Genomic DNA, 25,055 nt, shown 5'->3' on the forward strand with positions numbered 1-25,055 from the left:
CATGAAAATCCTTCTCGTTTCCGACGCCTGGTTCCCTCAGGTAAACGGCGTTGTCCGAACCCTGAACACGGTGATCGGCGAGCTCAAGGCAATGGGCCACGAGGTCGACACCATCACGCCGGACCAGTTCACGACGATCCCGTGTCCGACCTACCCTGAAATCCGGCTTGCCTGCTGGCCCTTCTTCCGGGTCCCGGCAATGATCGAGGCGGCCCGCCCGGATGCCATCCATATCGCTACCGAGGGGCCGCTGGGCATGACGGCGCGGCGCTATTGCGTTCGCAACAAGCTGCCGTTCACCACCGCCTACCACACGAGGTTCCCGGAATATGTCGAGCCGCGCCTCGGCGTGCCCGTGTCCTGGACTTACAAGGTCATGCGCCATTTTCACGGCAGATCCGCCGGCGTCATGGTCGCCACCAAATCCATCCGCGCCGATCTTGAGGCACGCGGCTTTGACAACATCAAGGACTGGAGCCGGGGCGTCGACACGGAGTTGTTCCGTCCCCAGGCCAAGGACGCCATCGACGCACCGAAGCCGGTTTTCATGTTCGTCGGCCGGGTAGCAGTGGAAAAGAATCTTCCGGCCTTCCTTGAGCTGGACCTGCCCGGCAGCAAGGTGGTCGTCGGCGACGGCCCTGACATGAACATGCTGAAAAAGCGCTTTCCGGACACCATCTTCGTTGGCGCCAAGAAGGGTGAGGAGCTGGCCCGGCATTACGCGGCGGCCGATGTCTTCGTCTTCCCAAGCCGGACCGATACATTCGGCCTCGTGATGCTGGAAGCCCTCGCGTCGGGCGTGCCGGTTGCAGCTTTCCCGGTTCCCGGCCCGCTGGATGTCATCGCGTCGGAGAAGGTTGGCGTGCTGTCGGAGGACCTTGGCGCGGCGGCCAAGGCGGCACTTGCACTGTCTCCGGAAGACTGCCGGAATTATGCCCTCGGCTACAGCTGGCGGGCCTGCGCGGAGCAGTTCTTCAGCAATCTGGCCCCCTTCGATTCCGACGCCGCTTTCGGCCGTTTCGGAGCACGATCCGTCAAAGTCGCCTGACGCTTTACGCTAATAAGAACTTGGCCCGGCAACGGTGCCCTAGTATGCATTCCCGTTATCGTGAAAAGCGGCCGATTCGGCCCCAAAGCTCGAACGGAAAGCATGCTGAAACGTCTGTTGCGCACGGATACCGGCCGCGAGGTCGCAAGCCGCCTGTTGGCCACCTTGCTTCGGGGCCTCGCGCGCACCATCCGTTGGCAGATCATCAATCCAGACATCGCGGACACCGTCTTCCGGAGTGAGCAGCCGATGATCGGCGCCTTCTGGCATAATCGCATCATGCTGATGACGGAGATCTGGAACAGCGACCGGCCGTTCGCCATGCTGCAGTCGAAACACCCGGACGGCCGCCTGATCGCCCGGACCATCGAGCATCTCGGCATCGAGGACATCGTTGGCTCGGCCGGCAAGGGAAAGGGTGGAGCCCAGGCCTTGCGCAGCATGCTGCGGGCATTGAAAAGCGGCACCAGTGTCGGTGTCACACCCGACGGGCCGCGCGGGCCGCGCATGAGGGCCTCCGGCGGAGTCATCGCACTTGCCCGGATGAGTGGCGCGCCGATCTACCCAGTAACCTGGAACGTCTCCCGCCGCCGGGTACTGCGGAGCTGGGACAGGTTCATCCTCGCCCTGCCTTTCAGCCGCGGTGTCTATATCTGGGGTGAGCCCATCCATGTGCCCCGGGATGCGAACGAAGCGCAGATGGAAGCCCTGCGTCTCGAACTTGAAGAGCGTCTGAACCAGCTCTGCGCCCAAGCGGACGCCGCCCTCGGAACAGACCCGATCGCGCCCGCCGATCCGGCGCCGGAAGCCTCATGATCTTCCGCCTCTATAGTGTCGCCATGCGCCTCGCCAGCCCACTACTTGACCGGCTGCTGGAAAAACGCCTCGCGCGCGGCAAGGAAGACCCCGAGCGTATCGGCGAGCGCCGGGGCGAGACCACGCGCCCGCGCCCGGCTGGCCGGGTCTTCTGGGTACACGGTGCCAGTGTTGGCGAATGCCAGACGGCACTGGCCCTGATAGACTGCTTGCTGACCCGCGACCCGGAGCTGCAGGTGCTGCTGACCAGCGGCACACGGACCTCCGCCGACCTGATGGCCGGGCGCCTGCCGGAACGGGCAATTCACCAGTTCGTACCGGTCGATCAGCCGCGCTGGATTGCGCGCTTTCTCGATCACTGGGCCCCATCCGCCGCCATATTCGTTGAGTCCGATCTCTGGCCAAATCTTGTCCTTGAGACCCGGGCGCGCGATATCCCCCTGATCCTCGCCAACGCCCGCATGTCGGAGAGCTCCTTCGCGCGTTGGCGGCGTCTGGGTTTTCTGACCGGGCGCCTGTTTGAGGATTTCGCCCTGATCCTGGCCAGCAACGAAGCCCAGAAGAAGGGATTCGAAAGCCTGACCCACGCTCCGGTCGCCTGTATCGGGAACCTGAAGCGTGCGGCCGGCCCGCTTGCGGTCGATGAGGTAAAACTGGTGGAACTGAAACACGCCACCGGGACCCGGCCGGTCTTCCTTGCCGCCAGTACCCATGACGGCGAGGAGGCTGCAATACTGACAGCTCACCGCCATGCCGCGGACAGGATTCCCGACCTCTTGACTGTGATCGCACCGCGCCACCCGAACCGGGGCCCCGCAATCAAGCGTATGGCGGCGGATATAGGCCTCACCGCGGCCCGGCGGTCGACGGGCGCTCTGCCCGATGCGGCAACCGAGATTTATGTCGCGGACACGATGGGCGAGATGGGTACCCTGTTCTCGCTCGCCGATACGGTCTTCGTTGCCGGATCATTCGTGCCCGTGGGCGGACACAACCCGTTGGAACCCGCCCATTTCGGAAAACCGGTCCTGTTCGGCCCGCTGATGGCAAAGAATGCCGATATTGCCGCCGACATGATAGCAGCAGGGGTTGCGGAAGAGGTTGCGGACGGCATTGTACTCGGCGACCGGATAGTCGCGCTGACGGACGACAGCACGAAGCGCAGCGCCATGACCGGCGCGGCACTGGCCTTTGCCCGCGGCCAGTCAAGGATCGCGGAAGACATGGCCAAACGCGTCATGGACATTGTCAACCGGCATGGTGTCCCCGGTGCAGGCCGCGGCGGGCTGTCATCGTGAAAGCGCCTGCATTCTGGCAGCGCGCGGGCCTGCTTCCGGCGCTTCTGACACCTGCCTCCTGGCTCTACCGGGCCGGAGCATGTCTTCGTGCCGCGACGACAAGCCCATACCATGCCTCCGTTCCCGTGCTCTGCGTGGGCAACCTCATTGCAGGCGGAGCAGGGAAAACGCCTGTTGCGCTGGCGCTCGGTCGGGCCTTGGTCCGGCGTGGCCTGAAAGTCGCCTTTCTCAGCCGGGGCTATGGCGGGAAAGAGACCGGGCCGTTGCAGGTTCTGCCGGACAGGCACAGTGCCAGCGATGTCGGCGACGAGCCGTTACTGCTGGCCGAAGCGGCGCCGACCTGGATCGCCCGCGACCGGGCGGCAGGCGCCCGGGTGGCAGCGGATGCCGGCGCCGACATCATCCTGCTCGATGACGGCTTCCAGAACCCGGCCCTCGCCAAGACCATGTCCGTGCTGGTGGTGGATGGCGGCTACGGCTTTGGAAACGGTCATGTCATTCCGTCCGGGCCGTTGCGTGAACCGGTATCGCATGGGCTGGCCCGGGCCGATGCCGTCATGCTGCTGGGAGACGATCCCGGCGGTCTGGAAGACGCGCTCAGTGAAACGCTCCCGGTTTTTCGCGGTCATCTGACCCCAACCCGCGCGAGCGCGGGCTTGCGGGGTGAAAAGGCCATCGCTATTGCCGGGATCGGACGTCCGGAGAAGTTTTTCGACACGTTGCGGACGCTCGGTGTCGAGCTGATCGAAACCCGGTCCTTCGGCGATCACGAACCTTATCGGGGAGAAGATCTGATCGACCTGATCGCCAGAGCCGAGCAGGAAGACGCCCTGCTGCTGACCACATCCAAGGATCATGTCCGGTTGCCGGAAGAGCTGCGGCTTTTGATCCGTCGGGTCGATGTGGAGCTTGTTTGGGAAAACCCGACCGGCATCGAGACCTTGCTGGACAGGATCGCCGCACCCGGCGGCTAGTTCTTCGGCGCCTAGTTTTTCGGGGGCAGTGGCGGCACCAGGACAGCCGCGTCGACACGAACATCGAACCAGTTGATCCGCCAGTCCAGATGCGGCCCGGTCGCCCGGCCGGTCGCTCCGATAGTGCCGATTTGCGCACCACGCTTCACTTCCCCGCCGACTTTCGCCGTCACCGTCTGCATATGCAGGAAGGCCGAGCTGAGCCCGTGCCCGTGATCGATGATCACCGTGCCGCCGGTATAATAGAGATCCTTCTCCGCCAGCCGGACGATCCCTCCCGCAGGCGCGATCACCGGAGAGCCAACAGGCCCGGCGACATCGACGCCAAAATGCGGCCGTTTCGGAACGCCGTTCAGGACCCGCTGGCTGCCATAGACTCCGGAAATCCGGCCTTTCGCGGGCCAAATGAAACCTTCGGCGAAATAGGGACGGTCGGTGTCGATTTTCCGAACCTTGCCGATCTTCGCATTCTCCCGACGGATACGGGCAAGCACTTCCGGCTTCGGCTCGACATATTTCTGTGGCAACCCGTCAATCCGCTGGATGTTGTAGGACCGCTTGGCGATCTTCAGAGCTTTCCGCTCCTCCGTCCCGTCAGCCCCCTTGGCGACCAGCACGGCATCCGGCTCCGCATCACGGCCGAAGCCGAGCACGAATACCCCGTTCGCGCTGACCCGCACGGGACGGCCGTCGAGGGTCAGTTTAACGTCCGGGTCGGTGCGACCCATGATGATCCCGCCCTGGGTGAAGGCGCCATTCATCTCCAGCGTCACGGCATCTGCCGGACGGGCCAGCAGAGTGAGGACGGCAACAAGCAGAAGGCGGATCACAGCAGACTCCCCTGAGCCGGGTCGGGTTTCTTCGGTTTCGGCTTGGGCGCGGGTTTCGGCTCGACCGGACTTTCCGCCACCTTATTCCCACTGCCCGTAACCGAAGCAGATACTCCCCCGATCACCGCATCGCGCGCGCCGTCGCCGAAATGGATGGAAACCCCATCACCTTCCGATAGCGCCTCGGCGCGCGTGACCGGCGCGCCATCTGCATCCCGGACCAACGCGAACCCGCGCTTCAGGGTCTGCTCGTAGGAATTGCTTTCCAGCAGGCGGCCCGCCGCATCCAGCCGTTTTCCCTGCAGGTCAACAACCCGCGCAAAGGCCTGTTCAAACTGGCTTCCGAGCCGGCCAAGATCACGATCAGCACGCGCCGTCCGCTCGGCGATGGGCTCAAGCCGCAAGCGTCCGGCGACCGCACCGAGCTTGCTGACCGCGACCTCTCCAACCCTGCGAATCGAGGATGCCCAGCGCTGTTCCGCTACCTTGAAGCGGCTTTCCATACGGTTGAGTTCGGCCTGCGGGTCCGGGATTTTCGAGGCCAGATCGCGCATCCGGTCATTCGCCCGGGAAAGCCTGCGTTCCGCCGCCGCACCCGCGGCCTGCCAACGATAATCGACGGTCTGCGCCTTCGTCTCGATGATCGAGCGTGGATCGCCGAGCCCGCGCGCAAGGCCGGTAAGTCGGGTTTCCGATTCGGCGAATTTACGGCGCAGCCCGTTGAACAGCCGCGCCTCGTCCTGCATCAGCGTCGCCAGCAAATCGGCCCGTACCGGTACTGCCATCTCGGCAGCTGCCGTCGGGGTTGGCGCCCGGCGGTCGGAGGCGAAATCGATCAGAGTGGTGTCTGTCTCATGCCCGACGGCGGAGATCAGCGGGATCTCGCTCGCAGCGGCGGCGCGGACCACAATTTCCTCGTTGAAGGCCCAGAGATCCTCGAGGCTGCCGCCGCCACGGGCGACGATCAGCAAGTCCGGGCGCGGCACGGCACCGTCCGGCGCCATCCGGTTGAAGCCCTCGATTGCGGCCGCGACCTGATCCTTTGCCGTCTCACCCTGCACCAGCACCGGCCAGACCAGCACATGGCTCGGGAACCGGTCGGACAGCCTGTGCAGGATATCCCGGATTACCGCGCCGGTCGGCGAGGTAACCACACCGATAACCTTCGGCAGAAACGGCAGCGGGCGCTTGCGGGCGGCATCGAACAGGCCTTCGGCGGCCAGCTTCTTGCGCCGGTCTTCCAGCAGCTTCAGCAGCGCACCTTCGCCCGCCAGCTCCATCTGCTCGATCACCATCTGGTACTTCGAACGACCGGGGAAGGTGGTGAGCTTGCCGGTGCAGATCACCTCCATGCCTTCTTCCGGCTGGATCGAAAGCCGCTGCGCCGCGCCGCGCCAGCAGATCGCGTCGAGCACCGACTTCTCGTCCTTCAGGGTGAGATAAAGGTGGCCCGATCCCGCCCGTGTCGGCCGGGAAACCTCCCCCCGGACACGGACATGTTCGAACGCCCCCTCGACGGTCCGTTTGACCTGATGGGAGATCTCGCTGACGGAGAATTCGGGAATATTGCCGAGCGGCGGCGCGCTGTCGTCTTGCATGAGGAGAATTTATGCTACAAGGCCGCCGAGTGAAAGCATGGGAACAGAAAAATGAAGATATTGGTCGTCGGATCGGGTGCGCGGGAACATGCCTTGTGCTGGGCCATTTCGGCCTCTCCCCTTTGCGATCACCTTTATTGCGCGCCGGGTAATGCCGGGATCGCCAATGTCGCCGAATGCATCGCGGTAAAGGCCGAGGATGTCGACGGGGTTGTTGCCTTCGCCAAGGAAAACGCCATCGACTTCGTCGTGGTGGGCCCGGAAGCGCCACTGGTGGCCGGTCTGGTCGACAAGCTGGACGAAGCCGGGATCAAGGCCTTCGGGCCGAGCGCCGCCGCGGCCCAGCTCGAAGGCTCCAAGGCTTTCACCAAAGGCATCTGCGACCGGCACAATATCCCGACGGCCGCCTATGCCCGCTTCACCGATCTGGAAGCCGCGAAGGGCTACGTCACGAAAATGGGCGCCCCCATTGTCGTCAAGGCGGACGGGCTTGCCGCCGGCAAGGGCGTGACCGTCGCCCAGACCGTCAACGACGCGATCTCCGCGCTTGAAGACGCCCTGTCTGGCGGTGCTTTCGGTGCCGCCGGCGAAGAGGTCGTGATCGAGGAGTGCCTGATCGGCGAGGAAGCCAGCTTCTTCGCGCTCTGCGACGGCAAGACCGCGCTGCCGCTGGCCACCGCCCAGGACCACAAAGCTGTCGGCGATGGCGATACCGGCCCGAACACGGGCGGCATGGGCGCCTACTCACCGGCCCCGGTGATGGACCACGCCATGGTCCAGCGGGTGATGAAAGAGATCGTTCAGCCGACAGTCGACGGCATGGCGGCCGAGGGCATGCCGTTCAAGGGCGTGCTGTTCGCCGGTCTGATGATCACCAAGGACGGCCCCAAGCTGATCGAACACAATGTCCGCTTCGGCGATCCCGAATGCGAAGCGCTGATGATGCGGTTGATGAGCGACATCCTGCCAGCGCTGATCGCCTCCGCGGACGGCCAGCTCGACCAGATTACCCTGCGCTGGCGCCCGGAGAGCGCGCTGTGCGTCGTGCTCGCCTCGAAGGGCTACCCCAATTCCTACGAGAAGGGCACGCTGATCGCCGAACTCGCGCCGGACAGCGACACCGTGACCACCTTCCATGCCGGCACCGCGCGCACGGACAAGGGCGTGTTGCTTGCGACGGGTGGACGGGTTCTTGTCGTGACCGCGCTGGGCGAGAGCGTTACCGCCGCCCAGACCCGGGCCTACGAGACGGTAAAAGCCATCAAATGGTCCAATGGTTTTCACCGAAATGATATCGGTTGGCGTGCCGTCGCACGAGAGTCTGCCAATTCAACTAAGTAAAATTTTCTATAAAACAAAATGAATTCTTAGACTTCATTCATTTAACATTCACACACAAAAGGATTTAAAAACGCTCGGAATGAAATAGAAAGCGCAGTAACATCCGCGCCTTAAGTTTCTAGGACGAGTTTTTGTGTTTGATATGAACTCAGCAGTTGCAGCGCCTGCCGCCGACGTGGAGACTGTTGAAACATTCCCCCCGTTGGAAGATGTCCTTAATGGGGTGAGCCACGCGTTCCAGCCAATCGTCCATCTCGACACCGGCCTCACTCACGGGTTCGAAGCATTGCTGCGCGGCACGGACACGCTTGGTTTTGAAAGCATTGCCCAGCTGTTCGATCGGGCTGCCGAAAATGGTGTTGTGGAACAACTTGAGTCACGATTGCTGACCAAGGCCCTGAGCGATTTCGCCAACCTTTCCTGCGCCGAAGGGCTGCATCTGTTTTTCAATGTAGATGCCCGCAGCCTACCCGAGCTCGGGCGTAACGTTCCGAAGACACTGAACACCATGACCGATCTCGGTCTCTCCAGCACACAGCTCTGCCTTGAAGTTTCCGAGAAGTCGGACATCTCGCAGGACAGCGCAGCCACCAAAGCCCTGCGCAAAGCCCGCGACAGCGGCATCCAGATTGCGTTGGACGATTTCGGCGAAGGCTATGCCCGGCTCCGCCTGCTGCATGAAGAACATGCCGAGTATGTGAAATTCGACCGCTACTTCATCAACAATGTCGCCCGCGACCCGAAGAAGAAACTGTTCGTTTCCAGTCTGATCGACATGTTCGAGGTGCTCGGCATCCAGACCATCGCCGAGGGAGTGGAAACGGACGAGGATCTCTCCAGCTGCCGGGAACTCGGATTCGATATGGTCCAGGGCTATCTCGTTGCCCGCCCGACGCTGGATCACGAGAGCCTCAGCCGGAGCTACGAAAGCCTGATCTCGGCCCGGCGGCGCGACAGACGCTCCCGGACATCGGACCAGCATCTTCTGCGCGAACAGATCGTCGATGTGCCGACCCTCAACATCGAAACACCGATGCAGGACGTTTTCGATGCCTTCCGCACAAATGAAAGTACCCGCCTGTTTCCCGTCCTCGATGCCAATCAGCGGCCACTTGGCATCGTGCGGGATGCGGATCTCAAGGCCTATGCCTTCTCGCCCTACGGCAAGGACCTGATCGTTAATCGCAGCTTCGGCAAGAGGCTCGGCGATTTCGTCCGCCCCTGCCCGGTTGCGGATATCCATACCCAGGCGGAACGCATCCTGCAGATCTACAGCCACAATGACGCCCTGAACGGCGTGATCATCGTCGAGAACGCACAATATGCGGGCTTCCTCGACAACTCATCGCTGCTGCGGGTGCTGAACGAGAAGAACCTGATCACAGCCCGCGAAATGAACCCGCTGACAAAGCTGCCCGGAAACACAGCCATCTCGGATTTCATCGCCGACGCGCTGACCGAGGACGACCAAACCCGGGCACTGCTGCATTTCGACTTCGATAATTTCAAGCCGTTCAACGACACCTACGGCTTCCGCCAAGGCGACCGTGCCCTGCTGCTCTTCGCGGAGACTTTGCGGCAGGTCTTCACCGGCCAGGAATTCTTTCTCGGGCATATCGGAGGCGATGATTTTTTCGTCGGTGCCTGCGGCCTGCAGCCGACCGAAATCAGCCAACTGGCCTATGAGGCCCGCAAGCAGTTCGCCATGGATGTGGAAAGCTTCTACGACAAGGAAGCCCGTGAGCGCGGCTCCATCGAAGCGCGTGGCCGGGACGGCCATCTCCGCTCCTACCCGCTCCTGACATGCAGCGCCGCCATGCTGGTGGTCGATCCCGGCGAGCATCAGTCGGATCTGGAAACCGTTCTGACGGCCTTTGCCGACCTGAAGAAACGGGCGAAGGAAGAAGGCGGCTTCGCCTTCCACCAAATTCAGTAGACCGGCTTGATCGAAAAAACCGACTCAGACTTTCCGTCAGAGGCTGCTCGGCGGCTTGCCATAGACTTTCTCGAACGCGACCTTCAGCTCCTCGGTCTCCTCTTCGGTCAGATCGACCATCTCGTCGACGAAGTCTTTCTGTTCCTTGAGGGAGCGTTCGCACATTGAATGGAAGATATCCATCATGACGCGAAAGGCACTGAAGCGCGGGTTTCCCACCGGGTCGGAACGGATTTCAAACACCGAGATAATGCCGCCCATCTTGCGGACCATATGATCCAGTTCGGCTGCTCTGCCCTTGTCAATTGTCACGGTGGCGTCCCCTTAAGCGAATGAAATAACCCATTAAAGATAAAGGCAGGGCATCATACCCGGCATATAAGATGCGGCAATCCCATTCCCGTTCACCCGGGAATACATGCTGCCGGCATCAGACCAGCTCCGCAGTCCAGACCACAACCTGATCCCGGCCGTTGTTCTTGGCCTCATAAAGCGCCCGGTCAGCGCGCTCCATGATATCCTTCAGGCTCCGTCTCGGCACGAGTTGCGCCACACCGAACGAAACGGTCACGCAGAGCGGATCGCCTTTATCAATCGGGATCGGTGTTTCGGAGATGGTCTTGCGGACCCGGTCGAGGACCCGGCGGGCATCCTCCGGGCCGGAATCCGGCAGACAGATCAGGAACTCCTCGCCTCCGAACCGATAAATCGAATCGTACGGCCTGAGCGTGTCCTCGATGATCCGTGTCACGCGGGCGAGTACCCGGTCTCCAGCCTGATGCCCATAGGTATCGTTGACCGATTTGAACCGGTCGATGTCGGCGATCGCGATTGAACAGGGGCGGCCGCTGCGCCGCATCCGCTGCTGCTCACGCATCAGCTCCCGCTCCATGGTCATGCGGGTGTTCATGCCGGTCAGCGGATCCAGGTCGGAAAGCGCTGCCCGAAAGGCCCGGGCCATACGGCCGGCCTGCTCGTTGAAACTGTCGATCTTGTGCAGCAGTGCGTCGTATTCCTCGGCCGGGATTCCGTCATCCTTCCAGCCCCGCACAGCGAGGATAGCCGCATGCGCGTAAAGCCCCTGATGCATGCCGACGAGCATGGCGAAGGCTGGCTGGGAGAAGATGTCATCATCCCGGTTGGTGGAGTACCAGCGGCCGAAGCGGCTCATCCGGTGCGCATCTTCCGTCACCACTTCCGGATCGGGGCGCAAGCGGCAAACCAGCGCCCGGTGAAAGAGCGCGAGCCATTGCCGCGTCTCTTCCATCGCCGCTTCGAGTTCGCGCACGATCTCCTCAAGCTGCGGACGGGACAGCGCTGAGTCCGGTGCCTGCTGTTGCGCGGAGTTATCCTGAGCCGAGATCGTATTTTTCCTTCGTTAAACCTTGCCGATCCCACATCCCGGTCAGAGCCTATCGGCTCTGCCACGCGCAACCAAGCTCAATGAGAGATATCCGCCTGCCGGGCAGGTCAGTCAGTCAGCTCCGGGCGGTTCTCATAAAGCTTCAGCGCTTCCGGGTTGGCCAGCGCCTCAACATTCTTCACCGGGCGGCCATGCACGACGTTGCGCACGGCCAGCTCGACGATCTTGCCGCTCTTGGTCCGGGGGATGTCGGCGACGGCGATGATCTTGGCCGGAACATGACGCGGAGACGCTCCCTTGCGGACCGTGTCCTTGATCTTCTTCGTCAGCGCATCATCCAAACTCACGCCTTCGGCCAGACGGATGAACAACACCACGCGGACATCGTCATCCCAGTCCTGTCCGATGACGAGACCCTCCAGCACCTCCGGCAGTTTCTCGACCTGGCGGTAGATCTCCGCCGTGCCGATCCGCACGCCACCGGGGTTCAGCACCGCGTCGGAGCGTCCGTAAATCACCATGCCCCCGCGCGGGGTCAGTTCCACATAGTCGCCGTGGCACCAGATATTGGCGTAGCTCTCGAAGTAGGCACTCCGGTACTTCGCGCCGTCCGGATCGTTCCAGAACATGATCGGCATGCAGGGGAACGGACGGGTACAGACCAGCTCACCCTTTTCGCCGACGACCGGATTGCCGTCATCGTTGAACACATTGACCGCGAGGCCGAGGCCGCGGGTCTGGATCTCGCCGCGCCAGACAGCGCCGACCGGATTGCCAAGCACGAAGCAGGACACGATGTCCGTGCCGCCTGAAATTGAGGAGAGCTGGATGTCCGACTTGATCGACCGGTAGACATAGTCGAAGCCTTCCGGCACCAGCGGCGAGCCGGTCGAGGTCATCGCCCGGACAGTCGAGAGATCGTGGGTGTCCTTCGGCTGCAGCCCGCCCTTGTTCAACGCGTCGATATATTTCGCCGAGGTGCCGAACAGCGTCATCTTCTCCGCGTCGGCATAGTCGAACAGGATGTTGCCGTCCGGATGGAACGGATTGCCGTCATAGAGCAGCAGCGTCGCCTCGGACGCGAGACCGCTGATCAGCCAGTTCCACATCATCCAACCGCAGGTGGTGAAGTAGAAGACACGGTCGTCCTTCTTCACGTCGCTGTGCAGCTGATGCTCTTTCAGATGCTGGATCAGCGTGCCGCCGATGCCATGCACGATACACTTCGGCACACCCGTGGTGCCGGAGGAAAACATGATGTAGAGCGGCTCGTTGAAGCCCATGCGGGTGAAGTCGATATCGCCCGCCTGATAGGCACCAGTGAAATCGGCATAGCTGACCGCGCCCTTGATATCGCCGATTGGCGGCTCGTCGCGGGTGTAAGGCACGATCACTGTCTTCTTCACGGTCGGCAGCTCGGCCAGAATGCCGGTTATCTTGTCCAGCGTGTCGAACGCCTTGCCACCGTAGTAATAGCCCTCGACGGCGATAAAGACCGTCGGCTCGATCTGACCGAACCGGTCCAGCACGCCGCGAATGCCGAAATCGGGGGAGCAGGAGGACCAGACGGCGCCGAGGCTTGCCGTCGCCAGCGTGGCGATGATGGTCTCCGGCATGTTCGGCATGAAAGCCGCGACCCGGTCTCCGGGGCCGACGCCCTCTGCTTTCAGGGCTTGGGCGAATTTGGAGACCTCGTCATAAAGCTCGGAAAAGCTGAGACGCCGCTTCACCTTGTCCTCGCCCCAGAACACCATTGCATCCGCATCGTCGCGCTGGCGCAGCAGGTTCTCGGCGAAGTTTATCTTCGCGTCGGGGAAGAAGGCCGCACCCGGCATCTTGTCGCCGTCGGCCAGAATCCGATCGCTGCCCTTGTCGCCGACGATGCCGGTGAAATCCCAGACTGCGTCCCAGAAACTTTCGAGCTCAGTCACCGACCAGTCGTAGAGACTGTCATAATCCGTCAGGCCGGCACCGCGCTCGCGATTCACGAAATCAATAAAACGGGTGATGTTCGCGTTTGCGATCCGCTCGGCACTCGGTTTCCAGAGCGGTGTGATTTCTGTCGTCATGTCTCTCGGCGTCCCCTGCTTGCCAGCGTCCCTGTTCTTCGCGCCATTCCCCGGTTGGCGTCTTATCTGTTGCTTCATCCTATAACGGTGGCTCGTGTCAGCGGCAATGCTGCAATGCGCAATCGGCGCTGGTGATCCCCTCTCCGGGCCGGGCTAGCTTCGGTGTCACACACTTTTCATGGACCCATGCCATGACGGCAACACAGGTACCGGACGACATTGAAATCAGGGCCGCCAATGCCGGAGAAGCCTCAGAAATCGCGCATTTTCACGTGAAGATCTGGCGTGAGACATACAGGGACATGGCTCCCGAAGAAGCCCTGCGCGTGCTGAACGAGGACCGCCGCCTACCCGGCTGGATCGAAACTCTCTCCTCGACCGACCTCCGGAAGAACACGCTGATCGCACTCGCGGATGGAAAGATTGTCGGCCTGGTCGGCTACGGACCGCCAACGACCTGGATCTTTGGCGACAGAGGAGAGATCAAGCATCTCTATGTCGATGGCAGCCAGCGCGGCCGGGGCCTTGGACGACGCCTGCTGCAGCAGGCGTTTCAACAGATGGGAGAGCTCGGCTTCAACGGGATCGGCCTGGCCGTGGTCCGCGAGAACATGACGGCACGGCGGTTCTACAAATGCCTCGGAGGCACCGAACATGCCGAATTTCAGGATCCCGGGCCGATCTGGAAGTCCAGCAATATCCTTGTCATATGGCCAGCGGGAACCGAAACAGGCTGACGTAAAGATCCCTTCCGGCCATGCGCATCCGGAAGCCCGGCACCCGCGCGTTTCCGTGATCGACAAGGCAGCAATGCGCAATCAGCGCTGGTAGAGAGTGCGGCGAAGCGTATTCTGGCGGTCTTCCGCAGATTATGGACATGGCGCTGCCGAGCGCCTGCAGAGTCTCAATGGCGCTCGCCGAATCATCGCTGTCTTCCCGCTGGGCCGCCCTGTCTCCCAACACCCAGGGCGCGCTCTGGATTATCGTTTCCTGCGTGCTTTTCTCGATCATGCAGGCAGAGGTGAAGCTGCTCGGTGCCCGGCTCGACACCTTCCAGATCGCCTTCTTCCGCTGTGCTTTCGGGCTTGCCGTGATCCTGCCCTTCATGGTCAAGGCCGGGCCTGCTGTATTCAGGACCAAACGCCCTCTTGCCCATTTTCTGCGAGGCTGCCTCGGTGCCAGCGCGATGGCCTGCGGCTTCTATTCCGTAACCCACATGCCACTGGCAGACGCGACGGCAATCAGCTTCGCCAAACCGCTTTTCATGATCGTGCTCGCCGTGCTGTTCCTGAACGAGCAAGTCCGCTGGCGGCGCTGGTCCGCCACCGCAGTCGGTTTCGTCGGCGTTCTCATCATGGTTCAGCCCGGCTCCTCCGAGATCGGTTTTGCTTCCGGTGTCGCCCTGCTCGGCACGTTCTTCGTCGCCCTGGTCGTGGTCGTGGTGAAAAAGCTGGCCGAAACGGAATCTCCGCTCACCATCCTGTTCAGCTTCGGCATCATCTCAACCTCGATCATGACCATCCCGGCCATCCTGGTCTGGCAGCAACCGACCTGGACTGAAATGGCCATGCTGCTCGCGGTCGGCACCCTCGGCTCTGCCGGACAGGCCTGCGCAGTCAAGGGCTTCAAGGTCGGAGAAGCGACAGCGGTCGTACCGTTCGACTATTCCCGGCTGATCTTCGCCGGCTTCATCGGCTACTGGCTGTTCGCCGACGTGCCCGGTATTCACACCCTCGCCGGCGCTGCCCTGATCGTCACCTCAACGCTCTACATCGCCCGCCGTGAAGCCAAGCTCGGCAAGACGCCCATGCGCAACAAGACCGATCACCATCCGGTGGTGCTGGTAGAGGAACAGCCCGCAACGGAAAAAAGTACCTAATAGGGTACGACCGCTCCGCCGATCCCGGCGTTGGCAAGCGCGATCAGCGTGAAAATAGTCAGCCATTTCCGCAGTTTCGCGTACCATTCCGGCAAAAAACCGGCGTTACAGGCACGGACGTCGATGAAATAGGCGAACGCAATGCCGAGTGTGATCAGCACCAGACCAAAGAACGGCCCCAGCAGGGTCCCGATCCAGGCGATCAGGGCCGGTACCACGCTCCAGCCGTAGCGAGCCCAGGCCGCCCGGTCCATCTCCTCATCGTCCTCTTCCCGTGCTTCTTCCAGCTCGCCCTGCCACATGGCCGCGCCCCAGTGCACCGCGCCGAGGAAGGAGAGGATCGCCGCTCCATAGGTGATCAGGCTGTCGATCAGCACATAGCTGTAAAGCGGGTCCGTCAGCCAGACCGGCAGGGAAATCGCGTAGAACGGGACAAGGCCGCCAAGGCCGAGGATCAGGGCCGGACGGGGCACGTCCTGGAATGAAGGCAGCATCGCGGTTGATCCCTTTATCGCACTGGCCTTTGCCGCGCTGGACGCGCGGGCGGCTTTCGGTTTCACTGCGCCCCGTTATACCGTTCAAGCATCCGGCCGGCAAAGGCCGGACCCGAAAGCACCGGAGGAAACAGGAACATGCAGGTTCAGGGGCAAGCCGCGATCGTCACAGGCGGCGGCAGTGGATTGGGTGCAGGCACCGCGCGCGCACTGGCGGCAGCGGGCGCGAAGGTCGCAATGTTCGACGTCAATGAAGAGGGCGCCAGGAAAGTCGCGGCCGAAATCGGCGGCATCGCCGTACCGTGCGACGTTTCCGATGCGGCTTCCGCCGAAGCCGCCATTGCCAAAGCCCGCGACGCCCACGGCCCGGCCCGCATCCTGGTGAACTGCGCCGGTATCGCACCGGCAGAGCGCATCGTCGGCCGCAACGGCCCGATGCCGCTCGACAATTTCCGCAAGGTGATCGAGGTCAATCTGATCGGCACCTTCAACATGATGCGCCTCGCCGCCGCCGACATGCAGGGCACGGACCCGCTGGAGGACGGAGAGCGCGGCATCGTCATCTCCACCGCCTCCGTCGCCGCCTTCGAAGGCCAGATCGGCCAGAGCGCCTATGCCGCATCAAAGGGCGGCGTGCATGCGCTGACCATCGTCGGCGCCCGCGAATTCGCCAAGGCGGGCATTCGCTTCAACACCATCGCGCCGGGCCTGTTCGGTACCCCGATGCTGCTCGGCATGCCCGAAGACGTTCAGAACAGCCTCGCCGCCACCGTGCCCTACCCGTCCCGCTTCGGCACGCCGGAGGAATACGCGAAACTGGCCATGGCGATGATCGACAATATCATGCTGAACGGCGAGACCGTGAGGCTTGACGGCGCCATCCGGATGCAGCCGCGGTAAATCTCACTCTATCCACAAAACCCGTCATTCCCGCGCAGGCGGGAACCCAGGAGATCGAAGAACACCGTCTGTCTTCCCTGGGTCCCTGCTTCCGCAGGAATGACGATGGAGGAAGGAAGGAGGCGGGCGAGCTTCAAACCCCGCCCAGCAACTCCTCCACATAGGCCGGCACGATCTCGCTGGCTGGACCGTAGCGTTTCTCGGCGAAGAGCGTGGCGCCCTCTGACGGCTCGAGATTGAGCTCGATCGTGTGGGCGCCGTGCATGCGGGCTTCCTGGACGAAACCCGCTGCCGGATAAACGTTGCCAGAGGTGCCGATGGAGATGAAGAGATCGGCGTCGGAGAGCGCTTCGTAGATCTCGTCCATATAAAGGGGCATCTCGCCGAACCAGACGACATGTGGGCGCAGTGTTCCGGCCTCGTTCGTGGTCGGGTTCCGGCTTTCCAGCGTCAGGTCCTCACGCCAGTCGAAGATCTCGCCGGTGCGCTCACAGCGCGCTTTCAGCATCTCGCCATGCATGTGCAGCAGCTTCGAAGAGCCCGCCCGCTCATGCAGGTCGTCGATATTCTGCGTCACCAGCAGCACATCCCCCTGCCAGTCCCGCTCCAGCCGGGCCAGCGCCGCATGGGCCGCGTTCGGCACCACATCGCTGTCGGTCAGGGAACGGCGGCGGGCGTTATAGAACTCATGCACCATCACCGGATTTTTAAGGTAGCCCTCCGGTGTCGCCACATCCTCCAGATTGACCTTCGACCAGATGCCGTCCTCGTCCCGGAACGTGTCGAGACCGGATTCCTTGGAGATACCAGCGCCGGTCAGGATGACGATGGAAGCATTGGGGGAAAGATTGAGCTGCATGGGTGGCTCCTAGCGGCGGTCCTGGAAAAATTTGCGAAGCAGATCACCGGCCCGGCTTTCCTCGACCCCGCCGATCACCTCCGGCATGTGATGGCAGGTTGGCTGACCGTAGATCCGGGGTCCGTGCTCGACCCCGCCGCCTTTCGGATCGTAGGCGCCGAAGACCAGGCGGCGAATACGGGCGAAGCTGATGGCCGTTGCGCACATCGGGCAGGGCTCCAGCGTCACATGCAGATCGCAGTCGATCAGACGCGGCGCACCGATTTTCGCTGCCGCGGCACGGATCGCCAGGATCTCGGCATGGGCGCTCGGATCGCTCAACTCCTCCACCCGGTTACCGGCGGCAGACAGCACTGCGCCGTCCGGGCCGGTGACCACCGCACCCACCGGAACCTCGCCCCGCGCTGCGGCCGCTTCCGCTTCGGCCAGTGCCCGTGCCATAATTGTCTGATGTTCAGTACTCATAGCTCCATACCTAGCGGGAAGCGGTATTGCATCCAAGCCGTTTGCATCCGGACGCATCCGCGCGTAAGACCTGCTTCATGAGTGATTTCAGCGAAATTTTCACCGAAGACCGCGGCCCGGAACGGATCGCCAAGCGGCTTGCCCGCGCCGGGCTCTGCTCACGCCGCGAGGCGGAACAGTGGATTGCCGACGGCCGGGTCGAGCTGGACGGGGAAGTCCTGACAAGTCCTGCCATCACCGTCACCGCAGAGTCGAAAATCCGGGTCGACGGCAAGGCCCTGCCGGTTATCGAACCGACGCGGCTGTGGCGCTTTCACAAACCGCGTGGCGTGGTGACGACGAACAAGGACCCGGAAGGCCGCGAAACCGTATTCGACCGGCTGCCAGCGGATCTGCCGCGCGTGGTCACGGTCGGCCGCCTCGATTTCGATACCGAGGGTCTGCTCCTGCTCACCAATGACGGCGCGCTGTCCCGGTTGCTGGAACTGCCATCGACTGCTTGGCTGCGGAAATACCGGGTCCGGGTTTACGGCTCCATTACCGAGAAATCGATTGCCCTGCTGAAATCCGGCCCAACGGTCGACGGGATCAAATACGGTTCGGTCATTGTCGAGCGGGATATCGAGGGCAAGTCGAACACCTGGCTCACCCTCAGCATCCGGGAGGGCAAGAACCGGGAAATCCGCAAGCTGATGGAACATGTCGGCCTGAAGGTGAACCGTCTGATCCGGGTCTCCTACGGCCCCTTCCAGCTCGGCGATTTGCCGGAGGGCGAGGTTGTGGAGGTGCGGCAGGCCACGCTGAAAGAACAGCTTGGCATCAAAGAAGATAAGGTCGGCACTGCGAAGGCCAAACAGAAGGCGCCGTTCAAAGGCGACCGTCGTCCCGCACCGAAAGGCGGTGCCGGGAAAGATGGAACGACAAAGCCCACGGGCGCTGGCAAACCCAGAGGCGCCGCAAGACCGGGCGGTGCCGTCAAGATCGGGGCCGCCGGAAAATCAGGCGATCCTGGCAAATTCGCAGGCTCTGGGAAGGCCAGCGACGACCGGAAGCCCTCGACGCGGGGCACGGCCGGCAAGCCGAATGTGAAGCGGGACGCGCCCAAAGCTAGCCCCGCTCGAGGAGACAAGAATGCGGATCGTCGCGGGCAGAAATCGCGGAACCAAACTCGCCGCCCCTGAGAACTGGAACACGAGACCCACTGCCGACCGGACCCGGGAATCCCTCTTCGGCGTCCTTGAGGGAGGCAGGATGGGTGATGTCCTGACGGACTCGCTGGTGGTGGATGTTTTTGCCGGCACCGGCGCGCTCGGCCTCGAAGCCCTGTCGCGCGGGGCCACGGAAGTGGTTTTCATCGAGAATGACCGAGAAGCCGTCTGGGCCCTGCGCGAGAATATCACGCGCCTGAAAGCCGGTGACGCTGCCACGGTCATCGAGGGCGACATCCTTTCCCTGCATCGCACAGCGCCGCGCCCGGCGGATCTGATTCTGATGGACCCGCCCTACAATAGCGGTCTCGCCGCCCCTGCGCTGGACCAGCTGCACAAATGCGGCTGGGTCGGCGGGAAAACGCTGATCGTTGTCGAATGCGAAAAGTCAGAGCAGCTGGAAATCCCGGAATGGCTGGAAGTGCTGGATAACCGGCGCTACGGCAAAGCCCAGATCAGCTTCCTGCGCCCAAGCATGTCCGGCGACGCGGACTGATCGAACGCCAAACAAAGGGAGTTGCGCCATGCACCTAGAAGGGTCCTGCCATTGCGGCGCCGTCCGCTTCAGCCTGGAAAGCAAGCATCCCACCCCGTTCAATCGCTGCTACTGCTCGATCTGCCGAAAGACGGCGGGCAGCGGCGGCTATGCGATCAATCTGTCCGGAGACTTCGACAGTCTGAAAATAGACGGTGCGGAGAACATCTCGAAATACCACGCCAAGATGGCAAGCGGTGAAAGCCCGGCCGAGCGCAGCTTCTGCAAGAATTGCGGCTCTGCCCTCTGGCTCTGGGACCCGCGCTGGCCCGAACTGGTGCATCCGCAGGCAGGCGCCATCGATACACCGCTCCCCGCAGCACCGGAATTGACGCATTTGATGCTTGAGTCGAAACCGGACTGGGTATCGCTCGAAAAAGGCGCGAAGGACCAGTGCTTCGATGCCTACCCGGAGGAAAGCATCGAAGCCTGGCACAAGCGGTTGAAACTCGAACGATAAGAGCCGCTACCCTCCGAGGAACAGCCGCCCTACTTCCGGGTTAGCCAGCAACTCCTCGCCAGTACCGGCCATCGCCGTCTGACCAGAAACAAGCACATAACCGATATCGGCGAATTCCAGGCCCTTCTTGGCGTTCTGCTCCACCATCAGGATGGTCTTGCCCTCGACCCGCTGCAGGTCATCCAGGATCTCAAACACCATGTCGATGAAGCGCGGCTCAAGCCCAATTGACGGCTCATCCACCAGCAGGATTTCCGGTTCCATGACAAGCGCCCGGCTGATTTCCAGCAAGCGCCGTTCGCCACCGGACAGTACCTTGGCCTGATGGTTTCGGCGGGCGGCAAGGCGAGGGTATTTTTCGAAGATACGCTCCGCCGCTTCCTTGGCTTCCGAAGTCTTCTCCTTCAGATAGCCGCCCATCCAGAGATTTTCCTCAACGGTCATGCCACCGAATACGGATTTGTCCTGCAGGATGTAGGCGATGCCCGCATTCTTCAGCTTCTCGTTGGAGGAGAAATTGGTGACGTCCTGACCGCCGACATTGACGGAGCCGGAGAAGATGTTGGTGAAGCCGAAAATCGAGTGCAGCACGGTCGACTTGCCCGCCCCGTTCGGTCCGATCAGGCAGCAGGACTGCCCTTTGCCGACCTTGAGGGAGAAGTCGTGCAGGATCTCCATCTTGCCGTATCCGGCCTTTAGCTTGTCGATGGCAAGATACGGATCGGGCCCGGCCAGCGCATCGATGCGGGCCTGGTCCGGGCCGTCGGCAATGGCTTCGACCTGACGGACTACATCCTCAACGGAGATGACTGTTTCGACACCGCCGCGGCCATAGCCGCTGATGCGCGTTTCACTCACCGTCACACTCACGGTTTCTTCCTTGTCGCTCATCAGTGTGCTCCCAGATAGGCTTCGACGACCCGCGGGTCGTTCTGGACCTCATCCGGTGTCCCGGTGGCGAGCAGCTCACCATGGGCAAGACATGAGATCCGGTCTGCGAGGTTCATGATCACGCGCATATTGTGCTCGATGACGAAGAGGGTGATGCCGAACTGCTCGTTCGCCCGCTTCAGCCGGTCGATCAGGCCGTTGATCAGGGTCGGATTGATCCCCGCCGTCGGCTCGTCCAGCAACAGAACTTTCGGCCGGTTCATCAGCGCCATGGCGAATTCCAGCAGCTTTTGCTGACCGAAGGACAACTCGCCCGCGATCAGGAACCGCTTCTGATAGAGCCCGACGAATTCCAGAAGTTCCTCGGCAAAGGCCTCTGTCTCCCGGTCATGCATGGAGCCGAACATGGAGCCGAGGCCCTCATCCCGGTGCGAGACCGAGATCAGCATGTTCTTCATGCAGTCCATTTTCGAATAGATCCGGGTCTGCTGGAAGGTCCGGAGCAGGCCGAGCCGGGCAATGTCCGGCACCCGGAGCCTGGAGATTTCCTGCCCCTTGAACTTGATCGAGCCTTCGTCGATCGGGTGATAGCCGACAATCGAATTGAACAGGGTGGTCTTGCCCGACCCGTTCGGCCCGATCAGCCCGGTGATGCCGCCCTCGGCGACATCAATGCTGACTTCCTTGTTCGCGACGACGCCGCCAAAACTCTTGGAGACACCGCGCACCTCGATTAGCGATCCGCTCATTTGGCTGCCTCCGCCTGACCCGTTCGGGTCGTTTTCTCATCCACCGTCACGCCAAACAGAGATGGCCAGCGATCCTGCGCCCAGCCAAGGATACCCTGTTGAAAATAGACGATATTGATGATGATGATGGCGCCGAGAGCAACCCACTGCCAGCCGAGCAGATGGGTCCAGGTCACCTCCTTGACGATGTGGAACAGGATGGCACCGAGTACCGGCCCCCAGACCGTTCCCTTACCGCCGAGCAGTGCCATTGCCACCATGAAGATACCGAAGGTCGCGGTCGGGAAGGCCACCTCCAAAGGCTCGATGAATCCGGACATATTGCCGAAAACGGCGCCGGCCATGCCCATAAAGAAGGCCGGGACCATCCAGGCCGTGACCTTGTAGCGGGTGGTATGGATACCCATCGCCTCGGCCTTGTCCTCGTCATCCCGGATCGCATTGATAGCAAGCCCGAAGCGGGTCTTGTAGATCGCGCGGATTACGACATGTGCGAGGATGGCGAGCACGAACAGCAGCACATAGAATACCTGTGAGCCGCTGGCCGCCTCGCCCGGGAAGACTGGCATGGAAATGCCGCTACCGCCGCCGACATAGGACCAACCGCTGACCAGTTCGGCCACCGCGACCGCAAGGCCCAGCGTGCCAATGGCAAAATAGGGACCGCGCAGCCCAAGCATGAATGGACCGATGATGAGGGCGAAAACGGTCGCCACGACACCGCCGAAACCTATGCCAAGAAGCAGCCCCGTCCAGTATTGCTCCACCGTGAAATCCACCTTGATGGCGCCAAAGGCCGCAGTGTACTCCGCAACATCGTAGACAATACCGATCTGCACCACCGCAGAGGCATACATACCGATCCCGAAGAAGGCGATGTTGCCGAGCGAGTTGTAACCCATCTGCCCGCCGGTCATGTCCCAGGTCACCGCCATGAGCACCATGAGCCAGAGAATGGCCATCTGGCTGGTGAAGGCCGGTGCCAGCAAAGGCACCAGAATTCCGGCGGCAACGAGGACGCCGTAGAGTGAGAGGTCGAGTTTCTGAGCGCTCATCGGACGACCTGCCTTAACCGGTACATTTGGAAGAGCCGCACCATGAGCACGACGACGAGCAAGCCAACCACGGCCGCGACTGCGAACTCCGCCCCAAATATGAAGCCGGAGTAATTCTCCCAGACCCCGAGACCGAAGCCAGCGACAATCACGCCCGGCAGATTTCCTAGTCCGGCCGCTGTCACGATGATGAAGGCCCGGATCGAATGCACGAGCCCGTAGAAGGGCTGGATATTCCAGATCATCGCCACCAGCACCCCGGCTGCGCCGCAGATGGCAGCGTTGAGTGCATAGGTGAAGGCATAGACCTGATCCGTGTTGATCCCAAGAACGCGCGCCGCACGCGGGTCCTGCGACGTTGCCCGGATCGCCTGCCCCATCCGCGAGTTGCGCATGAAGAGCACGATGCAGATCGCCAGTATGGCCGCCAGCCCCAACCCGACAAAGCGGATCGCGGGAATGCTGAGCTCTCCGATATCAAACGTGCCGAAACCGGCTTCCGCGATCTTCACTTCCGGACCGAAACGCAGGTTCAGCGCCTGCTGGATCAGCAGGCTGAGCCCGAATGTGGCCAGCAGGGACGTGAACATATCCCGGTCGACAACACGGCGGATGATCGCCGCGTAAACGCCCCAGCCGAGCACGAACAGAACGACGAAAGCGATTGGCAGGGCCAAAATCGGATGTATTCCCCAGAGCGTGCATTGATAGGCCACATACCCACCGAGAATCACCATGTCGCCCTGCGCCAGGTTTTTCACGTTCATGACGCCCCAGACCAGGGCCAGCCCATAGGCGGCGAGGACAAATATCCCCCCGATCAACAACCCCTGAACCAGAAGGTCCACGGCGAAGATCGGCGCCTGGAATAAAATCGAGATATTGTCGAGCATTTAAGGTCGCAATCCTTCCCGCAACGCGCCCTGGGGCCTCAAACGTGGCCTGGCGAGTCAATAGCTTTCAAAGGATAGGAGAACGGCAGAAGAGCAATGCCCCTCCGCCGTTCACTGTTCGGTTATGCGATCAGTATTTCGGCTGACGCGGATGGCGTGCTTCCGAAGACGCCCATTTCAGCGGCGCCACCACGTTCAGATTGCCGTCCTGAATTTGACGCAGCACCATCGGCTTGGCGATGTTGTTGCCGGCCGGCGAGAACTTGATACCGCCATAGAAGGTGTTCATGTCAGTATCGGCAATCGCGTCGCGCAGTGCCTCGGAATCGAAGCTGTTCGCCCGTTCGAACGCATCTTTCCAGACCATCACAGCGGCAGTTGCCTGGGCAGCCTGATAGGGAACGTTCTTGTATCCTTCGAAAGACTTCTTGAAGAGCGAGTCATACTCGGCAGCGGTGCCGAACAGGTCGTCCTTGTAGCTCAGTGTTTCAGCCCACTGGGTCGGGCAAAGAATACCTTCAGTCGCACCGGCTCCGAATTTGCTGATGATTTTCGCGGCCTCGCAGTGAGTCATGGCAATCATCGGCGTGCTGATCTTCAGCTCCGCGATCTGGCGAGCCGCGGTAGCCGCTCCCTTGGAGTGACCGGAGATAACCAGCAGGTCCGGCTTGAGTGCCTTTACCTTGGTCAGGGTCGAGGTCATGTCGGAAAGGTCGCGCGGCAGCTTGTCGTCGATGACGATCTTCATGCCGAACCGCTTCGCATCGTCGACCACACCGGCCCGTACGTCGAGCGAGAACGGATCGTTCTCGAACGCCATAGCCACTTTGACGTCGGACGGCTTCTTGCCGTTCTTCTTGGCGATCTCAGCAGCGAGCTCGATTGAACTGGCGAGGTACTGCTCGGAGGTGGACAGCACGGCAAACAGATAGCGATAGCCTTGGGTAAAGAGCGAACGCGATGCGCCTTCCGCCTCGACCATCGGGATCTTGTATTTCTCGGTAACCGGCGCGATCGCCTTGGTCAGACCGGAGCTGTACGGGCCAAGCATATATTTGACGCCGTCCTGACTGATCAGACGCTCGGCAAGCTGCGCGCCACGGGCCGGGGTCGACTCGTCATCGTAGTAGACGATCTTAAGCTTGTAGCTTTTGCCGCCAACGACCACGCCGCCATTGTCGTTGATCACCTTCACGCCGAGCTCGTAACCGTTCTGGGCGTGAATACCGTTTGTCGAATATTTGCCGGTCAGCGAAATCGCCGAGCCGAGAATGATGGTATCGCCTTCAACCTTGGCTTCTGCCGGAGCAGCGGCAAGGCCGAGCGATGCAGTCAGCGCGGCCGCAACCGTAGCGGCACGCAAATCCATTTTCAGGAAACGCATTTCAAGTTCC

General features: G+C 61.8%; 25 protein-coding genes. 12 read left to right on the forward strand and 13 right to left on the reverse strand.

Annotation, left to right across the window (positions count from 1 at the left end; translation table 11 throughout):
- Window position 1 precedes the first annotated feature (1 nt).
- The 4 genes from K328_RS23515 (at window position 2) to lpxK (ending at window position 4,136) form a co-directional block, all read left to right on the forward strand.
- Window positions 2–1,048 carry a glycosyltransferase family 4 protein gene (locus K328_RS23515; RefSeq protein WP_051284789.1) on the forward strand — a complete coding sequence of 349 codons (1,047 nt, stop codon included), beginning with the start codon at window positions 2–4 and terminating at the stop codon, window positions 1,046–1,048.
- Between the two features lie 102 nt (window positions 1,049–1,150).
- Complete coding sequence (locus K328_RS0110720) at window positions 1,151–1,864, forward strand: lysophospholipid acyltransferase family protein (RefSeq protein ID WP_036553869.1); 714 nt, start codon at window positions 1,151–1,153, stop codon at window positions 1,862–1,864.
- Complete coding sequence (locus K328_RS23520) at window positions 1,861–3,162, forward strand: 3-deoxy-D-manno-octulosonic acid transferase (protein ID WP_051284790.1); 1,302 nt, start codon at window positions 1,861–1,863, stop codon at window positions 3,160–3,162. Before K328_RS0110720 ends, K328_RS23520 begins: the two co-directional genes overlap by 4 nt.
- A complete protein-coding gene (gene lpxK, locus K328_RS0110730; RefSeq protein ID WP_028465977.1) occupies window positions 3,159–4,136 on the forward strand; it encodes a tetraacyldisaccharide 4'-kinase in 978 nt (325 codons plus the stop codon). The genes K328_RS23520 and lpxK overlap by 4 nt, the downstream gene beginning before the upstream one ends.
- 11 nt (window positions 4,137–4,147) lie before the next feature.
- Here lpxK and K328_RS0110735 read toward each other — a convergent pair whose 3' ends face one another.
- Both K328_RS0110735 and xseA read right to left on the reverse strand, forming a co-directional pair.
- A complete protein-coding gene (locus K328_RS0110735) occupies window positions 4,148–4,966 on the reverse strand; it encodes a M23 family metallopeptidase (RefSeq protein WP_245577486.1) in 819 nt (272 codons plus the stop codon).
- Window positions 4,963–6,564, reverse strand: coding sequence for an exodeoxyribonuclease VII large subunit (gene xseA, locus K328_RS0110740; RefSeq protein WP_028465979.1), 1,602 nt, complete (start codon window positions 6,562–6,564; stop codon window positions 4,963–4,965). The genes K328_RS0110735 and xseA overlap by 4 nt, the downstream gene beginning before the upstream one ends.
- Before the next feature lie 51 nt (window positions 6,565–6,615).
- On the opposite strand from xseA, the gene purD reads away from it, so the two are divergent.
- Together purD and K328_RS0110750 are read left to right on the forward strand one after the other, a co-directional pair.
- Complete coding sequence (purD, locus tag K328_RS0110745; protein WP_028465980.1) at window positions 6,616–7,905, forward strand: phosphoribosylamine--glycine ligase; 1,290 nt, start codon at window positions 6,616–6,618, stop codon at window positions 7,903–7,905.
- Between the two features lie 142 nt (window positions 7,906–8,047).
- Entirely contained in the window at window positions 8,048–9,841 is a 1,794-nt protein-coding gene (locus K328_RS0110750; protein ID WP_028465981.1) for a bifunctional diguanylate cyclase/phosphodiesterase, read from the forward strand.
- Between the two features lie 36 nt (window positions 9,842–9,877).
- Here K328_RS0110750 and K328_RS0110755 read toward each other — a convergent pair whose 3' ends face one another.
- From K328_RS0110755 to K328_RS0110765, 3 genes are all read right to left on the reverse strand, one after another.
- Entirely contained in the window at window positions 9,878–10,153 is a 276-nt protein-coding gene (locus K328_RS0110755) for a hypothetical protein (RefSeq protein ID WP_028465982.1), read from the reverse strand.
- Between the two features lie 118 nt (window positions 10,154–10,271).
- A complete protein-coding gene (locus tag K328_RS23525) occupies window positions 10,272–11,204 on the reverse strand; it encodes a diguanylate cyclase (RefSeq protein WP_342665342.1) in 933 nt (310 codons plus the stop codon).
- 107 nt (window positions 11,205–11,311) lie between these two features.
- Window positions 11,312–13,273 carry an acetoacetate--CoA ligase gene (locus K328_RS0110765; RefSeq protein ID WP_028465983.1) on the reverse strand — a complete coding sequence of 654 codons (1,962 nt, stop codon included), beginning with the start codon at window positions 13,271–13,273 and terminating at the stop codon, window positions 11,312–11,314.
- Between the two features lie 191 nt (window positions 13,274–13,464).
- Here K328_RS0110765 and K328_RS0110770 point away from each other — a divergent pair, with 191 nt between their 5' ends.
- Complete coding sequence (locus K328_RS0110770) at window positions 13,465–14,010, forward strand: GNAT family N-acetyltransferase (protein ID WP_028465984.1); 546 nt, start codon at window positions 13,465–13,467, stop codon at window positions 14,008–14,010.
- Window positions 14,011–14,180: 170 nt separating this feature from the next.
- Complete coding sequence (locus K328_RS23530; protein WP_169721199.1) at window positions 14,181–15,152, forward strand: DMT family transporter; 972 nt, start codon at window positions 14,181–14,183, stop codon at window positions 15,150–15,152.
- On the opposite strand, the gene K328_RS0110780 is transcribed toward K328_RS23530, so the two are convergent.
- Window positions 15,149–15,646: a DUF3429 domain-containing protein gene (locus K328_RS0110780; protein WP_028465985.1), complete on the reverse strand. Its 498-nt coding sequence runs from the start codon at window positions 15,644–15,646 to the stop codon at window positions 15,149–15,151. The genes K328_RS23530 and K328_RS0110780 overlap by 4 nt on opposite strands.
- Window positions 15,647–15,784: 138 nt before the next feature.
- Here K328_RS0110780 and K328_RS0110785 point away from each other — a divergent pair, with 138 nt between their 5' ends.
- Window positions 15,785–16,546 (forward strand): SDR family NAD(P)-dependent oxidoreductase, encoded by a 762-nt coding sequence (locus K328_RS0110785; protein ID WP_028465986.1) that lies wholly within the window; start codon window positions 15,785–15,787, stop codon window positions 16,544–16,546.
- 133 nt (window positions 16,547–16,679) lie between these two features.
- On the opposite strand, the gene cobB is transcribed toward K328_RS0110785, so the two are convergent.
- Window positions 16,680–17,405: a Sir2 family NAD+-dependent deacetylase gene (gene cobB / locus K328_RS0110790; protein ID WP_028465987.1), complete on the reverse strand. Its 726-nt coding sequence runs from the start codon at window positions 17,403–17,405 to the stop codon at window positions 16,680–16,682.
- Between the two features lie 9 nt (window positions 17,406–17,414).
- Window positions 17,415–17,870, reverse strand: a complete 456-nt coding sequence (locus K328_RS0110795; RefSeq protein WP_245577488.1) for a nucleoside deaminase — start codon at window positions 17,868–17,870, stop codon at window positions 17,415–17,417.
- A 77-nt stretch (window positions 17,871–17,947) separates the two neighbouring features.
- Here K328_RS0110795 and K328_RS23535 point away from each other — a divergent pair, with 77 nt between their 5' ends.
- Genes K328_RS23535 through K328_RS0110810 form a run of 3 tightly spaced genes read left to right on the forward strand, consistent with a single transcriptional unit; the run spans window position 17,948 to window position 20,073 of the window.
- Window positions 17,948–19,051, forward strand: a complete 1,104-nt coding sequence (locus tag K328_RS23535; RefSeq protein WP_084608287.1) for a pseudouridine synthase — start codon at window positions 17,948–17,950, stop codon at window positions 19,049–19,051.
- Window positions 19,002–19,574: a 16S rRNA (guanine(966)-N(2))-methyltransferase RsmD gene (gene rsmD / locus K328_RS0110805; protein ID WP_028465989.1), complete on the forward strand. Its 573-nt coding sequence runs from the start codon at window positions 19,002–19,004 to the stop codon at window positions 19,572–19,574. The genes K328_RS23535 and rsmD overlap by 50 nt, the downstream gene beginning before the upstream one ends.
- Before the next feature lie 28 nt (window positions 19,575–19,602).
- Complete coding sequence (locus K328_RS0110810; RefSeq protein ID WP_028465990.1) at window positions 19,603–20,073, forward strand: GFA family protein; 471 nt, start codon at window positions 19,603–19,605, stop codon at window positions 20,071–20,073.
- Window positions 20,074–20,079: 6 nt separating this feature from the next.
- Here the strand turns inward: K328_RS0110810 and K328_RS0110815 are convergent, their stop codons facing one another.
- The 5 genes from K328_RS0110815 to K328_RS0110835 all read right to left on the reverse strand — a co-directional run bounded on the left by K328_RS0110815 (window position 20,080) and on the right by K328_RS0110835 (window position 25,045).
- The gene (locus K328_RS0110815; RefSeq protein ID WP_028465991.1) at window positions 20,080–20,964 is read right to left on the reverse strand and encodes an ABC transporter ATP-binding protein; all 885 of its coding nucleotides are present in this window, start codon (window positions 20,962–20,964) and stop codon (window positions 20,080–20,082) included.
- Entirely contained in the window at window positions 20,964–21,713 is a 750-nt protein-coding gene (locus K328_RS0110820) for an ABC transporter ATP-binding protein (RefSeq protein ID WP_028465992.1), read from the reverse strand. Before K328_RS0110820 ends, K328_RS0110815 begins: the two co-directional genes overlap by 1 nt.
- On the reverse strand, window positions 21,710–22,768 hold the full coding sequence (locus K328_RS0110825) for a branched-chain amino acid ABC transporter permease (RefSeq protein WP_028465993.1): 1,059 nt from the start codon (window positions 22,766–22,768) through the stop codon (window positions 21,710–21,712). The genes K328_RS0110820 and K328_RS0110825 overlap by 4 nt, the downstream gene beginning before the upstream one ends.
- Window positions 22,765–23,661 carry a branched-chain amino acid ABC transporter permease gene (locus tag K328_RS0110830; RefSeq protein ID WP_028465994.1) on the reverse strand — a complete coding sequence of 299 codons (897 nt, stop codon included), beginning with the start codon at window positions 23,659–23,661 and terminating at the stop codon, window positions 22,765–22,767. The genes K328_RS0110825 and K328_RS0110830 overlap by 4 nt, the downstream gene beginning before the upstream one ends.
- A gap of 130 nt (window positions 23,662–23,791) precedes the next feature.
- Complete coding sequence (locus tag K328_RS0110835) at window positions 23,792–25,045, reverse strand: amino acid ABC transporter substrate-binding protein (protein ID WP_084608238.1); 1,254 nt, start codon at window positions 25,043–25,045, stop codon at window positions 23,792–23,794.
- Window positions 25,046–25,055 lie beyond the last annotated feature (10 nt).

Source organism: Nisaea denitrificans DSM 18348 (assembly GCF_000426505.1).
Classification (GTDB): Bacteria; Pseudomonadota; Alphaproteobacteria; order Thalassobaculales; family Thalassobaculaceae; genus Nisaea; species Nisaea denitrificans.